This is a genomic window from Mesorhizobium monacense (assembly GCF_056781675.1).
On the sequence record NZ_CM165567.1, the window covers coordinates 5,784,327 to 5,797,657 of the forward strand.

The 13,331-nt window shown below is 65.1% G+C and carries 12 protein-coding genes; 5 read left to right on the forward strand and 7 right to left on the reverse strand.

Translation table 11 applies throughout. The features are described from left to right. Positions 1 to 39 precede the first annotated feature (39 nt). The 6 genes from AC1RUK_RS27635 to AC1RUK_RS27660 form a co-directional block, all read right to left on the reverse strand. A complete protein-coding gene (locus AC1RUK_RS27635; RefSeq protein WP_481839377.1) occupies positions 40 to 915 on the reverse strand; it encodes an SMP-30/gluconolactonase/LRE family protein in 876 nt (291 codons plus the stop codon). Next, positions 915 to 1,553, reverse strand: coding sequence for a 2-dehydro-3-deoxy-6-phosphogalactonate aldolase (locus AC1RUK_RS27640; protein WP_481838101.1), 639 nt, complete (start codon positions 1,551 to 1,553; stop codon positions 915 to 917). Before AC1RUK_RS27640 ends, AC1RUK_RS27635 begins: the two co-directional genes overlap by 1 nt. After that, complete coding sequence (locus AC1RUK_RS27645; protein ID WP_481840145.1) at positions 1,550 to 2,494, reverse strand: 2-dehydro-3-deoxygalactonokinase; 945 nt, start codon at positions 2,492 to 2,494, stop codon at positions 1,550 to 1,552. Before AC1RUK_RS27645 ends, AC1RUK_RS27640 begins: the two co-directional genes overlap by 4 nt. After that, entirely contained in the window at positions 2,491 to 3,258 is a 768-nt protein-coding gene (locus tag AC1RUK_RS27650; RefSeq protein WP_436170087.1) for an SDR family NAD(P)-dependent oxidoreductase, read from the reverse strand. Before AC1RUK_RS27650 ends, AC1RUK_RS27645 begins: the two co-directional genes overlap by 4 nt. A gap of 153 nt (positions 3,259 to 3,411) precedes the next feature. Continuing rightward, positions 3,412 to 4,761, reverse strand: a complete 1,350-nt coding sequence (locus AC1RUK_RS27655; RefSeq protein WP_481838100.1) for a putative bifunctional diguanylate cyclase/phosphodiesterase — start codon at positions 4,759 to 4,761, stop codon at positions 3,412 to 3,414. Positions 4,762 to 4,905: 144 nt separating this feature from the next. Continuing rightward, positions 4,906 to 6,705 (reverse strand): GtrA family protein, encoded by a 1,800-nt coding sequence (locus tag AC1RUK_RS27660; RefSeq protein ID WP_481838099.1) that lies wholly within the window; start codon positions 6,703 to 6,705, stop codon positions 4,906 to 4,908. Positions 6,706 to 6,834: 129 nt separating this feature from the next. On the opposite strand from AC1RUK_RS27660, the gene AC1RUK_RS27665 reads away from it, so the two are divergent. The 3 genes from AC1RUK_RS27665 to gshB all read left to right on the forward strand — a co-directional run bounded on the left by AC1RUK_RS27665 (position 6,835) and on the right by gshB (position 9,235). Further along, the gene (locus AC1RUK_RS27665; RefSeq protein WP_436170084.1) at positions 6,835 to 7,845 is read left to right on the forward strand and encodes a glycosyltransferase; all 1,011 of its coding nucleotides are present in this window, start codon (positions 6,835 to 6,837) and stop codon (positions 7,843 to 7,845) included. Positions 7,846 to 7,849: 4 nt separating this feature from the next. Continuing rightward, positions 7,850 to 8,224: a GtrA family protein gene (locus tag AC1RUK_RS27670; RefSeq protein WP_481838098.1), complete on the forward strand. Its 375-nt coding sequence runs from the start codon at positions 7,850 to 7,852 to the stop codon at positions 8,222 to 8,224. Positions 8,225 to 8,293: 69 nt separating this feature from the next. Continuing rightward, entirely contained in the window at positions 8,294 to 9,235 is a 942-nt protein-coding gene (gshB, locus tag AC1RUK_RS27675; RefSeq protein WP_481838097.1) for a glutathione synthase, read from the forward strand. Between the two features lie 90 nt (positions 9,236 to 9,325). Here gshB and AC1RUK_RS27680 read toward each other — a convergent pair whose 3' ends face one another. Further along, complete coding sequence (locus AC1RUK_RS27680; protein ID WP_481838096.1) at positions 9,326 to 10,999, reverse strand: Ig-like domain-containing protein; 1,674 nt, start codon at positions 10,997 to 10,999, stop codon at positions 9,326 to 9,328. A gap of 137 nt (positions 11,000 to 11,136) precedes the next feature. Here AC1RUK_RS27680 and AC1RUK_RS27685 point away from each other — a divergent pair, with 137 nt between their 5' ends. Beyond that, positions 11,137 to 12,669 (forward strand): YifB family Mg chelatase-like AAA ATPase, encoded by a 1,533-nt coding sequence (locus AC1RUK_RS27685; protein ID WP_481839375.1) that lies wholly within the window; start codon positions 11,137 to 11,139, stop codon positions 12,667 to 12,669. Between the two features lie 138 nt (positions 12,670 to 12,807). Beyond that, entirely contained in the window at positions 12,808 to 13,278 is a 471-nt protein-coding gene (locus AC1RUK_RS27690; RefSeq protein WP_481838095.1) for a GNAT family N-acetyltransferase, read from the forward strand. The last annotated feature ends 53 nt before the right edge of the window (positions 13,279 to 13,331 follow it).

Genomic DNA, 13,331 nt, shown 5'->3' on the forward strand with positions numbered 1-13,331 from the left:
TCCGGACGGTTGCGTGACAGCGTCCTCCGATCAGGAGATTCAGGCGATCAGCACGCGCGGCTCGAAGCGGCCGTTGACGGGAATATCGATCAGGAAGGTCATGCCGGCCTGCGGGTCGAGCTTGCGCTGCTTGTCGTCCTTGCCCTTCCAGGCCGAGGTCACCGCCAGCCTATCGGCCTTCGCGCCGACAAAGGCGGGGCAGGACGGTTGCGTCACCGGCATCGAAACCGCGCGCAGCAGCGTGCCGTCGGGTGCATAGGCCTTGACCGCCTTGCCGCCCCAGACGGCGTTCCACAGCACGCCGTCGCGGTCGACGACCGAGCCGTCGACATAGCCCTTGGCCGAGCGATGGTCGACGAAGACCTTCGGCTCGCCGAGGGGCAGGCCGGTTACCGGGTCACAGGCGACGCGCATCAGCAGCCCGGTGCCGGTGTCGGTGTAATAGGCGACCGTTCCGTCCTCGGAAAAGCAGATCGAGTTCGACACGGTGATGTCGGAATACAGCCGGCGGAGCTCACCCTTGAAGAACCAATAGATGGAGCCTGCACCTTTTTCCTCGCCCTTGCCCATCGTGCCGACCCAGAAGGCACCACAGGGATGGACGCGCGAATCGTTCGAGCGCGTCAGCGGATTGTCGGCTTCGATCGGCGTGTGCGGCGTCAGCCTGCCGGTCGCGACATCGCGGATATGCAGGCCGGTTTCGGTGGCGATCAGCTGGCGCTGGTCGTCGATGATGGCGATGGCGCTGGCCATCAGGCCAAGCGCATGGATCTTCAGCGCGCCGGAGGTAACGCCCTTCTCCAACAGCAGGCCATTGACGATGTCGAACCAGAACAGAGCATCGGTGCCGGGATCGTAGCTCGGGCCCTCGCCGAGCTGACAGATGTGGTCGCAAAAGACCGAAACAGTGTCCATCATGCGCCCCCGAAAGCCATGTCCCAGGCCACCACCGCGGCACGGGCGCGAGCCGCCACCTCGTCGACGCGCATGCCCGGTTTGAACAGGCTGGAGCCGAGGCCGAAGACGGTGACGCCAACCGCTTTGTAGCCGGCAAAATCTTTTTCCGAGACGCCGCCGACGGCGCCGATCAGCGTGTCCGCCGGCAGCACCGCGCGCACGGCCGAAATGCCGCCCGCACCGAGCACGCTGGCCGGGAAGAATTTGAGCGCCGACGCGCCGAGCCGGATGGCCTGGAACGCTTCGGTCGGTGTGAAGACGCCAGGCATCGTCACCATGCCGTGGTCCATGGCGCGGCGCATCACATCGGCGTCGATGTTGGGGCTGACCAGCAGCCTGCCGCCGGCCTTGTGCAGGCCGTCGACATCGGCCGGTGTCAGCACCGTGCCGGCGCCGACCAGCGCGGCGGCCGGAAGCGCCCCGGCGATGCCGGCGATCGAGGAAAACGGGTCTGGCGAATTGAGCGGCACCTCGATCGCCTCGATGCCGGCCTCGAAGACTGCCGTGCCGATGGCCACCGCCTCTTCGGGCTTCAGCCCGCGCAGGATGGCGACCAGGCCGCGCTTGAGCTTCGGGAACGGTGCGGTCTGGGTCACGCTGCAACTCCACTTCTGGCGATCATGCCGTTTTCGCGCGCGGCTTCGACCAAGCCGACCCGCACCGCATCATCGGCGTCGACGGCTCTTACGTCGAACCCGGCAAGGCCGAGTGCCTCTCCATAGAGCGTCGCAAGCGCGCCGGAGGCGACCAGCACGACGGGTGCCGCGCCTGCCCCATAGCAGCGCTTGGCCGAGGCGATCTCGCCGCCGATCAGCAGGCCGGACAGGCAGGCGGCGGCATCGTCGGGCTTCAAGTCCTGCAGAAGGCCGGCGGCGCGGATCGAAAACAGCTTTGAGGTGACATCGCCGCCTTCGGCCAGCGCCCTGCGGCACCAATCCTGGAAAAACGGACTGTCCGACGCGACGGGCTTCGGCTGCTCGCCCAGCGAATGGCGCAGGATCGAGTGCGCCGCCAGCACCGAGAACAGTTCGCCGGTCGGCCAGGTGCCGAAGCCGGCAACCGCGCCGTCCTCGACCAGGACCCATTTCGAATGCGTGCCCGGCATGCAGACGAGATGGCGGCCGTTTGCCGGCAAACCGGAGCCGGCAAGCTGGGTTTCCTCGCCGCGCATAACATCGGGCGCATCGGCGAGGCGCTGGGCGAGGCCGGGCACGATACGGATATCCCGCTGCTGGCCGGGAATGCGGGCAGCACCGGCAAGGATGGCGCCGATCGGCGCCGGCACGGTGACATAAGGCGCCTCGAGCCAGCCCTGGCGGGAGCCGGCCATGCCGCATACGATGACCGGCAGCGCTTCCGGCGCGCCGAGAGCCGCCAGATGTCCTTCGAGAATGGTCGAAAACCCTTTCTGCTGCGCGGTGATCAGCCCGTCGTCGCCGCGACGCTCGGCGAGAACCTTGCCTTTCTCGTCGATCAGCCAGACCCGCATGCGGGTGGTGCCCCAATCGACCGCCGCGACCGCTGGTAGCGTGCTCACAGGAAGCCTCCGTCGACGATCAGCATCTGGGCGGTCAGCATGCGCGAAGCGTCCGACGCCAGGAACAGCACCGTGCCGACGATGTCGTCCGGCTGCATGACCTCCTTGATGCACTGCTTGGCGAGATGGGCGGCGAGCCCCTGTTCGGTGACCCAGAGCTCTTTTTGCCGTTCGGTGATCACCCAGCCGGGCGCCAGCGCGTTGACGCGGATGCGGTCGGCGCCGAGCTTGCCGGCGAGCCCCTTGGTGAGGCCGAGGATGCCGGCCTTGGCGGCCGTATAGGCCGGCATGTCCGGGTGGTTGATGAGATAGGAGGTCGAGGTGAAATTGATGATCGAGCCGCCGCCGGCCCGCTTCATGCCCGGCGCCACAGCCTGCGCGGTGAAGAAATGCGGACGCAGATTGACCGCGTGGTTGTTGTCCCAGAACTCGACGGTGACGTCCTCGACGGCATGGCGGTCGTCGAGCGCGGCGTTGTTGATCAGCACGGTGACATCGCCATGCGCAGCAGCCGCTTTGGCGACCGAGGCCCGCAGCGCTTCGATATCGCGCAGGTCGGTCTTGAGGTAGAGCGGCCGCCGGCCAAGCTCGTTTTCGATGCGATCGGCAAGTGCTGTGCTCGGGCCATCGGCGATATCGATGAAGGCGACCTTCGCGCCCTGCCGGGAGAAGCCCTCGGTCAGCGCGGCGCCGATGCCGGAGCCGCCGCCGGTGATCAGCACCGAGGCGCCTTCAAGGTCGGCAAAGCGCGCCGATGGCATCATGTTTTTTCTCTCCGCTATGGACGGCGCGCATCCTATCCAGCGATCTCTGGCGAGCAAGGGCGAAAAACGGATTTTGGCGCTTATGTCTGACAAAATGAAGGGAGCGCCCTCACCGGGGCCGCCGGATGGGCGACGCTTTGGCGGTAACCGCCGTCAGATCGCCTTGGCGCGCAAGGCACCGCGATAGGAATCGCGCAGATAGCCGAGCGTGGCGTCGGCATCGACCGGCTTGCCGAACAGATAGCCCTGCCCGCCGGCGCAGCCGAACTGGACGAGGCGGTCCGCCTGCGCCTCCTCCTCGATACCCTCGGCGACCACGTCCATGCCAAGCCCCTCGCACATGGCGAGAATGGCGCGGATGATGTGTTCCGACGGCCGGTCGTCGAGGATGGAGGAAACGAAGGCGCGGTCGATCTTGAGCTTGTCGAAATGGAACTCGCGCAGCCGACCGAGAGAGGACTGGCCGGTGCCGAAGTCGTCGAGCGAAACGCGGATGCCGACGCGGCGCAGATCCTCGACGATCTTCTCGGCCGAGGCCGGATCGTTCATCAGGCCGGTTTCGGTAATCTCGATCTCCAGCCGGCGCGGGTCGAAGCCGGTGCGGTCGAGGATCGCCAGTATGTGCAGGCCGGTGTTCTGGTCGACAAGCTGCGACGGCGACAGGTTGAAGGACAGGAACAGATCGCTCGGCCAGCTGCGGGCCGCCTCGGTGGCCTTGCGCAGCACCAGCTGCGACAGCGGGCCGATGATGCCGCGTTCCTCGGCGATGGGGATGAAGACGCTCGGCGGCACCATGCCGAGATCGCGATCGGTCCAGCGCGCCAGTGTCTCGAAGCCGATGGTGCGGCGAGTGGTGAGATCGACGATTGGCTGGAAATGCGGCTCCACCTCGCCGGCCGAAACGGCGCGGCGCAGTGCCTGCTCGATGCGGGTGACGCGCTTGGCGGCTTCTTCCATCTCGCGGGTGTAGACGACGACCCGGCCACGGCCGGAGCGCTTGGCATGGTAGAGCGCGGTTTCGGCCTTGTTGACCAGGATCTCGGTGGTCTCGTCGCCGGAGTAGAACAGCGAGCAGCCGACGGAGGCCGAAAGCCTGGCCGTGCGCTCACCGACATCGTAGGGCGCCGAAAGGATCTCGATCAGCATGCGCGACCTTTCCGCCGCCGCCTCCTCGCTGAACACCATCGGATAGAGGTAGGCGAACTCGTCGGCACCGATGCGGCAAACGGTGGAATAGCTGTCCATCGACGCGCGCAGCCGCATCGCCACCTGGATCAGGATGTCGTCGCCGGCCTTGTGGCCGAACAAATCGTTGATCGGCTTGAAGCCGTCGAGGTCGAGAATGCCGACGGTGAAGGGCGCCGGGTCCTCGGACCGATCGCTGATCAGGCGGTCGACCTTGTCGAAGAAACGGCGATGATTGCCGAGCCCGGTCAACGCATCCGTGAACGCCAGATCCGTGTTTTCCTTAGCTGCCTGCCCGGTGCCAAACGTCGTTTGCATCGGTGTCCCTGTTTGCACGTCCGAATTCACGCGCAGACTGGCAGCAAACCCTTTAGGAAACGTATCGCAAATCGATTTTTTCGCCGGCTGAAAAAAAGGCCGCCGATCGCATCAAATGTCCGGCCCTTTCAGGGACGGATGCCTTCAGGCGCCTTGCCGGACACGATAGAGTTCGATCGGGGTTCCCTTGGTCTCCGCCACCAGCTCGAGCCAGTCCGGCACGCTACCGTGCATCAGCCCGGCGAGAAAGCCCTGCGGCGCCTTCTCGGCCAGAAGCTCGCTTTCGGTGCTGCCGCGGCAAAGCGCGACCAGGCCGACGTGATGATCCGCCACGATCTTGCGCGCATCGTCGGCAGATCCCAGGAAGGCATCGAGCGCCAAGAGGTTGCCGGCGATGTTGCGATGATAAGGCCCGGCGAACACGCGATGTCCCGAATAGGCCAGGATCGGTGCGCCGAGATTGGAGATCGCCAGCACGGTGGTATCAGGCATGTGGCCGAGCGGCGCAAAGGTCGCCATGCGGTAGCAGCGATTGTCGGTCTCGCTGTCGGCCGCCACAGTGTTCTTGGAATCGAGCGCCACCGAGGTTGCCGCCGCGGCACCGGTCCAGACGGCGTTCACCGACACCAGCCAGGCAGCGGCCATGCGCAGGACGACGCCGCGTGAGGAGCTGACCTCGGCGCGCTGTCGCCATTTGGCGATCCAGGCCGAGAGCGGGATGACGGCGAAGCCGATCGAGAATGTCGAGCCCCGCACCTGCCAGACGCTCACGGCGAAAGCAACGACGAGCAACGCAGCCACGAGGCCTTCCTGTCGCCGCCAGTTGCCGCGGCCAAAGCTGATCGCCATCAGCACGATGGCCACCAGCGGCGTGGCGTAGCGGGCCGCCACGCGGGCCGGCGCATGGGCGAGAAGCGTGAACAGCGACTGGGCTTCGTCGATGTGATCGAGCCACAGTTCCTTGAGGCGCGGATCGAGATTGGCATAGGGAGCCGCCAGGCATTGCGGGAACAGCGCCACGACGACCGCGGCAATGGCTGCGGCGAGCAGGCCGAGCGACACGAGACGCCGCTGCCAGCTGCGACCGGCGGCATCGATCGACGCGATGGCCGCAAGGCCGGTGCCTGCAAGTGCCGCCACGACGAACTGCACGGTCGAGAAGGCATCGCATTGCGCCTGGCCCCATGCCGAGAAGGGGATGGTGGCAATGAAGACCAGGGCCGAGACACCGGCAAAGCCGAGGCCGAAATCCCTGGCGATCCGGCTCTCGCCCGACCTGTCGACGACAAACAGCAGAGCGACCGAGACGCCGATGGTGGCGACATAGGGGACGGTTTCCATGCCGACGGCGAGCGTCAGCGCGGCGCAAAGTCCGGAGAAAAGCGCTGCCGTCCGTCGCACCGGCGCCTCCAGCAACAGGCAGAGGCTTGCCATGGTCAGCATCAGCTGGACGTTGTGATGATCGAGCGCCCCCGGCGAATAGATGCCGATGAAATGATACGCCGCCGCGCCGACGACGACGGAGGGCAAAACCGCGCTCTCGCCGGCGACATTGCGCGCCGCGCGGGTGGTGAAGAACACGGTCAGGCAGAAGAGCAGCGACGGCCAGGCAATCTGCGCGACATCCTCGGCAAGAGCGGTGCTGCCGGTCAAGGCCTGCACGACAAGAATGATGGCGGCGATCGGCGTGTCGACCAGCCGCGACCAATGCATGACGAAGCCGCCTTCCAGCCCCATCCGGTACTGGTGCAGGTCGAACCAGCCCTGGCCGCTGAGCAGGTCGCGGACCTCGACCAGACGCAGCAGATTGTCATTGTCGCCGCCGGCATCGGTCAATTCGCGGAAGCCGGTGCCGGCATTGACGGCCAGCGCCACCAGCATGGCAAGCAGCGCCAGCATCAAATCGGGCTTCCAGGAGGAAGCGCCGGCCTTGCCTGAGCTCATCGTCGTGACCCTTGTGGGAAGAAATGCGGCTTAAACCTAGCCTTAACGGCTTCAATAAATAGTAAAGCCGCTTGAACGGGCTGGCACTCAACGCGGCCAGCGTGCCAAAACAGGCCTCCGGAGACGAAAATGCCGCATGAAGTTCGCCACGAGCCCGATATTGCCGTGCTCCTGCCTTGCTACAATGAGGAGCCGACGATCGCCGAGGTGGTGCGGCGGTTCCGCGAGGCGCTGCCTTCGGCCGCGATCTATGTCTACGACAACAATTCGCGCGATCTGACGGCGCTGCGAGCCCGCGCGGCCGGTGCCACCGTCATCCGCGAGCCGCGCCAGGGCAAGGGCAATGTCGTGCGGCGCATGTTCGCCGACATCGAGGCCGACATCTATCTGATGGCCGACGGCGACGGCACCTACGCGCCGGAGGACGCGCCGCAGCTGATCAACACGCTTCTGACCGAACGCTGCGACATGGTGGTGGGCACCAGGCGAGGCGTCACCGACGACGCCGGCCGCTCCGGCCATGCCTTCGGCAACCGCATCTTCAACAGCCTCTACAAGCGGCTGTTCGGTTCGGATTTCACCGACATCTTCTCCGGTTACCGCGTCTTCACCAGGCGCTTCGTCAAGAGCTTTCCAGCCGTTTCGGGCGGCTTCGAGATCGAAACCGAAATGTCGGTGCATGCCTCGCAGCTCAAATTGCCGGTCAGCGAGATCGCGCTCGATTATGGCCGCCGGCCGGAGGGCTCATCGTCGAAACTGTCGACCTATCGCGACGGCGCCAGGATCCTCTGGATGTTCGCCATGCTGATGAAGGAGACGCAACCGCTGCGCTTCTTCGGCGCCTTTGCCGTGTTCTTCCTGGGGGCGAGCCTCACCCTGATGACGCCGGTGCTGATCGAATTCGCCGAAACCGGCCTCGTGCCCCGCATGCCGACCTGGGTGCTGTCCGTCGGCCTGCTGCTGCTCTCCATGCTGGCGGTGGTGACCGGGCTGATCCTCGATTCGGTCTCGCGCGGCCGCGCCGAACAGAAACGCATCTTCTATCTGTCGATGCCGTCCGGCCGCGTCGAACGGCGTGAACGGGCCGCTGAGCAGACTGCCCTGAAACCCTCACCGGGCAAGACTCCCCGGGCGGCGTAGAACCGTGAGCCGTCTCCTCCACTTCATCCTTGCCGGCGGCGTCGGTTTCGTCGCCGATGCGGCGGCCCTGTGGCTGCTGCTGGCCGTCACGCCGCTTGGCCCGCTGGTCGCCCGCGTGCTTTCGATCGGCTTTGCGCTGGCCGTCACCTGGCAGTTCAACCGCCATTTGACCTTCTCGCCGTCGAGCCGCGGCATCGCGACGGAGGGCGCGCGCTATGGCGGCGTCGGCATCGCCACCAGCATCGTCAACTATGCCGTCTATTGCGCGATCCTGGTTGCCCTGCCGGCAATGCCGCCGCTGGCGGCGCTCGCTATCGCCTCGCTGGTCGCCATGGCGCTTTCCTTCATCGGCTATTCCCGCCTCGTCTTCGATCGATAGGCTCTGGCTGATTGGCAGAAGCCGCCGAGTTCCTTATATCGGCGACAAGGATCGCGCCGGAGACCCAAGATGCCCTTGAAAATCGCCGTCCAGATGGACCATGTCTCAACGGTGTCGATCGCCGGCGACACGTCGTTTGCGCTGTCGCTGGAGGCACAGCGGCGAGGCCACCAGCTGTTCCACTACACGCCCGACCGGCTGTCGATGCGCGACGGCAAGGTGTTTGCCCGCATCGAGGAAATGCAGATCCGCGACGAGAAGGGCAGCCACTATTCGCTGGGCGAGAAGGTGCGCACCGACCTGTCCGAGATGGATGTCATCCTGCTCCGTCAGGATCCGCCCTTCGACATGAACTACATCACCACCACGCACATCCTCGAGCGCATCCACCCGAAGACGCTGGTGGTCAACGACCCGGCCTGGGTACGCAACAGCCCGGAAAAGATCTTCGTCACCGAATTCCCGGACTTGATGCCGGAAACGCTGATCACCAAGGATCCCATGGAAGTCGCCGCCTTCCGCAAGGAGTTCGGCGACATCATCGTCAAGCCGCTCTACGGCAATGGCGGCGCCGGCATCTTCCATTTGCATGAGGCCGACCGCAACCTCGCCTCGCTGCTCGAAATGTTCGGCCAGATGTTCCGTGAGCCCTATATCGTGCAGCGCTATCTGAAGGACGTGCGCAAGGGCGACAAGCGCATCATCCTGATCGACGGCGAACCGGTGGGCGCCATCAACCGGGTGCCGGCCGAGCACGATTCGCGTTCCAACATGCATGTCGGCGGCCGCGCCGAAAAGACCGAGCTGACGGAGCGCGAACGCGAGATCTGCGCCCGCATCGGCCCGTCGCTGAAGGAGCGAGGCTTCATCCTCGTCGGCATCGACGTCATCGGCGACTACATGACCGAGATCAACGTGACTTCGCCGACCGGCGTGCGCGAAGTGCAGCGCTTTGGTGGCGCCGACATCGCCAGCCTGTTCTGGGATGCAGTTGAGAACAAGAGGCGGTAGTCCACGTAACTGCGCCCCACCGATCCTCTAACTCTTTGTTTTTACGCAATTCCTGACGGAAGACCGTTGCACGCTTTTCCTGGAATTGCCCTAGACCACGAAGCAGTCGTCGGCGGTGAGCCAGGTGCCTGGGCGCACGGTGGCGAACTGGACAGCCGCCGCTCCGCCCACGCCGTCCACATCGAACAGCAGAGCGCCTGTCGCGTCGTCGTAAAGGATGTGGTCGCTGTCATCGGTGGCTTTGTTGTCGAGCCCGAAGACCGCAGCGAAAAGCGGGCCGGCCGACAGCCCGACGAATACGGAACTGTCCAGCCGGAACATATCATCCAGCGCATTGAAGTCGTCGATACTGTCGTAGTTCGCCGGTCCAAGCGCGTCGAACACGAAGACATCCCTGCCCGCGTCGCCGGCCAGTCGGTCGCGGCCGGCGCCGCCATTGAGGCTGTCGTCACCAGCGCCGCCCCGCAGGTCGTCGGAGCCGGTCGCGCCGTCGAGGACATCGTCGCCCGTGTCGCCGCGGATGGCGTCTGTGCCGGCACCGCCGCTCATCTCATCATTGCCGCCGCCCCCCTTCAGCCAATCGGTGCCCGCACCCCCGATGATCGTGTCGGCGCCTGCGCCGCCGAACAGCTGGTCGTGGCCGGCGCCGCCGTCGAGCGTATCGTTGAACGGGGTGCCGCTGACGCGGTCGTCGCCGCCCAGTGCGGCGACGAGAACGGCATGATCGTAGCTTCCATAGCTCACGGTGCTTGTGGCGTCGCTCATCGTGATCGATTCGGCCGGGGGTGTGACAGTGACCGCAATCGTCGCCACATTGCTGTTGCCCTGGCCGTCGGTGGCGTAAACCGTAAAGCTGTCGGTGCCGACGAAGCCGGCCTCGGGCATGTAGTCGAACAGATTGTCGCTCAGAAAGCCCGGATGATAGTGCAGGCTGGTGCCGACGTGACCTTGGTGAAACGGATAGTAGTTGCCGTCGAAATTTGTGCTCGGCTCGAGGGTGCCATGGTCGGGCCCGTCCAGGATGACAAAGCTCAGGAGATCGTAGTCGGCATCCGCCGCGCTGAACTTGATGTCGTCGAGAAATTGCCCCTGCGAAACCGACAAATTCAGATTGGCCACCGTGGGCGCATGATTGACGAAGGTGTTGGGCTGAAGCGCGCCGCCTTCCAGGGTGATCTGATGCTGGCCGTACTGGGTATTTTCGCCGCCGAAATATTCGTTCGCCCCGATCCATGTCACCGTGACGGTGTCGGGGCCGTCGGCGTTGACCGAGACGATCCGGGCCGACAGGTAGGCCGCCTGGTCAGTCAGGGTGCGGACGAAATTGCCTTCATTGTCGAAAACCTGCGTTTCCACCGTCGTCCAGGTCTCGGTCCTGCCCTCGTGGGTGAGACTGGTGATGGTGAAGAAGCCGTCGAAGACATCAACCGAAGCCAGGTCGATCCCACCGAATGGGAAATCCGCCTTTGCCCCTATCGGTCCGATCACGTCGCCGTCGGTTTCGGTAATGCTGAAAAGCACCGCGTCAGGGCTCGGATTGGGAAATTCGGGTTCTTCCCATACGGTGAGCTCACTGCCATTGCTTAAGGTCGGCATCCTGTCTTCCTCGCGTTTGCGCCTGGACGCGCTGCGGATGTCCCCCGTTTCCAACCATAACATCGTATGCGAGTCGGATCGGTGACAAACCCCTTCGCCTTTTCCATGTTGGTTAATTCTACTCCGGGCGGAGGCAGTCCGATGGAGTTCTGCGCACTGCGTTGACATTTCGCCGGAAGGCGACTGACCATACGTTCCCGTAATGTTCTTGATTAACTCGGAAATCTGTGCTTGTCTTGCTCGACGTCGCTCACGGCCTGATTGCATCGGCTTTGAGCGAGTCAGGTCCGGGGGTGTTGAAAAATATGGTGGCGCGGGTTCGCACGGTTGCTTTCCAGGGCATCGAGGCCGTGCCGGTCGACGTCCAGGTGATGATCGCGCCGGGCAAGGTCAACATGCATATCGTCGGCCTGGCCGACAAGGCGGTGGCTGAAAGCCGCGAGCGGGTGCAGGCGGCATTGCATGCCTCGGGCCTGTCGATGCCGTCGAAGAAGGTGACAGTCAATCTGGCGCCGGCGGATCTCCCCAAGGAAGGCAGCCACTACGATTTGCCGATCGCGCTCGGCCTGATGGCGGCACTTGGCGCCATTCCGGGCGACATGCTGGCCGGCTATGTCGTGCTTGGCGAATTGTCGCTCGACGGCACCATTGCCGCGGTGGCCGGCGCGCTGCCGGCGGCGATCGGCGCCAATGCCGAAGGCAAGGGCCTGATCTGCCCGTTCGCCTGCGGGCCGGAAGCGGCCTGGGCCGGCAAGGATTTCGACATATTGGCACCGCGCAGCCTGATTGCCATCGCCAATCATTTTCGCGGCACGCAAGTGCTGTCGCGGCCGGAAGCCGGCATCCACGCCTCGGCACGCGACCTGCCCGACCTTGCCGACATCAAGGGCCAGGAGAGCGCCAAGCGGGCGCTGGAGGTAGCGGCGGCCGGCGGGCATAATCTCTTGATGGTCGGCCCGCCGGGCTCGGGGAAATCGATGCTGGCGCAAAGGCTGCCGTCGATCCTGCCACCGCTGGCGCCAAAGGAATTGCTCGAAGTCTCGATGATCGCGTCGGTCGCGGGCGAACTCGGCGAAGGCAAGTTGACCGACCGGCGGCCGTTCCGTGCCCCGCACCATTCTGCCTCGATGGCGGCGATGGTCGGCGGCGGGTTGCGGGCCCGGCCCGGCGAAGTGTCGCTTGCCCATCACGGCGTGCTGTTCCTCGACGAGTTTCCCGAATTCACGCCGCAGACGCTCGACGCGCTGCGCCAGCCGCTCGAGACCGGCGACTGCATGATCGCGCGCGCCAACCATCGCGTCACCTATCCGGCGCGCATCCAGCTGGTGGCGGCGATGAACCCGTGCCGCTGCGGCATGGCCGGCGAGCCGGGCTATCGCTGCCTGCGCGGCGAGCGCTGCCGCACCGACTACCAGGCGCGGATATCAGGCCCGCTGCTCGACCGTATCGATCTCCGCATCGAGGTGCCGGCGGTTTCGGCCGGCGATCTGATCCGGCCCGACAAGGCGGAGAAGAGTGCGGCCGTGGCGTTGCGCGTGGCGCGCGCCCGCACCATCCAGCGCGAGCGTTTCGAGCGGCTGGGCGTCACCAGCGCCACCACCAATGCGCATTGCTCGCCCTCGATCATCGAGGAGATCGCCGTGCCGGATACCGCCGGCCTGGCGCTGCTCAAGGACGCCAGCGAAAAACTCGGCTTTTCCGCGCGCGCCTACCATCGCGTCTTGAAAGTGGCGCGCACGCTCGCCGACCTCGACGCCAGCGAGACCGTCGGCCGCATCCATCTGGCCGAGGCGATCTCCTATCGCATGATGTCGGAGCGGATGGCGCAGGCGGCGTAGACTTCTGCCGCTCGCTGGAAGTGCTCATACGGGTTCGCGCCCGATAGTCGCGTATGTTACGGTCATGGACCTAACCTGGAGCTGAGGCGGGGGATGATTTCGGTTTCGCCGGCGCGCAGCGCCGAGGACTTCCGTGTCATGGCCGGGCTTTGCCGCAATCTTGCGCAATGGGACGCCGATGCGGTGCAACCTTACGGCGTCTCGGCAGAAGACGTGATGGCGATTTTCCACCCGGAGATAAGCAGCAGCCAACTGGCGGCGACGTTCGGCGCGCCGGATGCCATGCCGTTCATCGCGCGATCGGAGAGCCTGCCGGCGGGTTGCCTCGCCTTCGACCCGTTCGACGACAAGTCGGTGGAGATCCATAAATTCTTTGTCGATGAATCGTTTCGCGGAAAAGGAATCGGCCGTGCGCTGATGGGGGCAGCACTGGCGGAAATCGCGAAGGGCCGGAGCCGAACAGTGTTGATCCACACGACGTTCTACATGACGCACGCCATTGCCGTGTACGAGTCGTTCGGCTTCACACCGTGCCCGTCCTTCCGCGAAACCCCGGAGCATGTCAGACATACCGACATCTTCATGTCGTGCTCGATCTCGCCTGCGTGAGACGAGGGGTAAGCGGCGTAGTCCCTTGAGGGGAGGGGCGCTGGCGCCTGGCC